General features: G+C 63.1%; 1 protein-coding gene and 1 pseudogene. Both read left to right on the top strand.

Features of this window, described 5'->3' with window-relative positions:
- Positions 1 to 1,128: biotin/lipoyl-containing protein (locus IBX54_RS15090; RefSeq protein WP_296543467.1), on the top strand; the 1,128-nt coding region annotated here is incomplete at its 5' end.
- A 120-nt stretch (positions 1,129 to 1,248) separates the two neighbouring features.
- Positions 1,249 to 1,541 (top strand): annotated as a pseudogene (locus IBX54_RS15085) (glyoxylate/hydroxypyruvate reductase A); the annotation flags it as partial.

Here is a 1,541-nt window from a genome sequence, read left to right as displayed (position 1 = left end):
ATGGAAATGAACACCCGCCTGCAGGTTGAGCACCCAGTCACCGAAGCCATCACCGGCCAGGACCTGGTGGAATGGCAACTGCGCGTGGCCAGTGGCGAACCGCTGCCGTTGCAGCAAGACCAGCTCAAGATCACCGGTCACGCCATCGAGGCACGCATCTGCGCCGAAAACCCCGACAACAACTTCTTGCCCGCCACCGGCACGCTCGACGTGTACCGCAAGCCCGCGCACAGCAGTTTTGCCGTCAGCCCGGCGCGTTTTGACGATGGTGTGCGCCAGGGTGACAGCATCAGCCCGTTTTACGATTCCATGGTGGCCAAAGTCATCGTGCATGGTGACACACGCGAACAGGCGCTGGCGCGGCTGGACGACGCACTGGCGCAAACCCACATCATCGGCTTGACCACCAATGTGCAGTTCTTGCGCCATGTGTTGCAGTCGCCCTCGTTTGCGCAGGCCAATCTCGACACCGGATTGATTCCGCGCGAGGCAGCAGTGTTGTTCAACCAGGAGCGCGTCGGGCTGGCGTTGGCCGCTGCGGCCGATGTGGCGCAAACCCTGTTGGATGAGCGTGCTGCCGAAGGTACCGATCCCTTCAGCAAGACCGACGGCTGGCGCAGCCATGGCGTTTTCACGCGCCGATTTGCGTTTGAATTTGCTGGCGAGCAGGTGCAGGCCGGGCTGACCTATCTGCATGATGGCGCGCTGTCATTCACCGTGGGCGAGGTGGCTGGGCTGCTCGAATTTACGGACACGCCACAGGGCATCGACCTGCGCTTTGCCGGCCAGCGGGCGCTGGTCAACGTGTATCGAAAAGGCGAGGTCGGCTACATCCACGCCGCGCATGGCGCCACGCAAATCATCGCCATCGACCTGCTGCTGCACGCCGGCGAAGCGCCCGCCGAGGTCGGCCGTCTCACGGCGCCCATGCCGGGCAAGGTGGTGTCGTTTGCCGTCAAGGCCGGCGACATTGTCAAACGCGGCCAGGCGCTGGCGGTGATGGACGCCATGAAAATGGAGCACACCATTGCCGCGCCCATCGACGGCGTGGTTGAGGAACTGCTCTACGCACCTGGTGACCAGGTGGTGGAGGGCGCCGAACTGCTCAAGTTGGTCGTACAGGAATGAATGGCCGTCATTGCGAGCCCGCTGAATGCCGGGTCCCGCTGTGGGAGCGGCGCCCTCGCCGCGATTGCGTTCGGTTCACGAAACTCGAAGCGCGGTAATCCATAAGGTTTGATGATCTCCATGAAAATTACTTTTTGCTGCACCGGCACCGAGCCGGAACCCTGGCTGGCTGGCCTGCGTGCCGCCTTGCCACAAGCCCAGGTTGAACTCTGGCAGCCCGGTGCTGCCCCGGCTGACTACGCCGTGGTGTGGCAGCCGCCGCAGCAATTTTTTGACGAGCAAGCGCAGCTCAAAGGCATTTTCAACATTGGCGCGGGGGTCGATGCGCTGCTGAGTCTGGGCCTGCCGCCGCAAGCCGTGGTGGTGCGGCTGGAAGACGCGGGCATGGCGGTGCAAATGGCCGAATACGTCTG

The organism is Rhodoferax sp., from assembly GCF_014859475.1.
Taxonomy (GTDB): domain Bacteria; phylum Pseudomonadota; class Gammaproteobacteria; order Burkholderiales; family Burkholderiaceae_C; genus Rhodoferax.
This window is presented reverse-complemented; position numbering and strand designations above follow the sequence as displayed.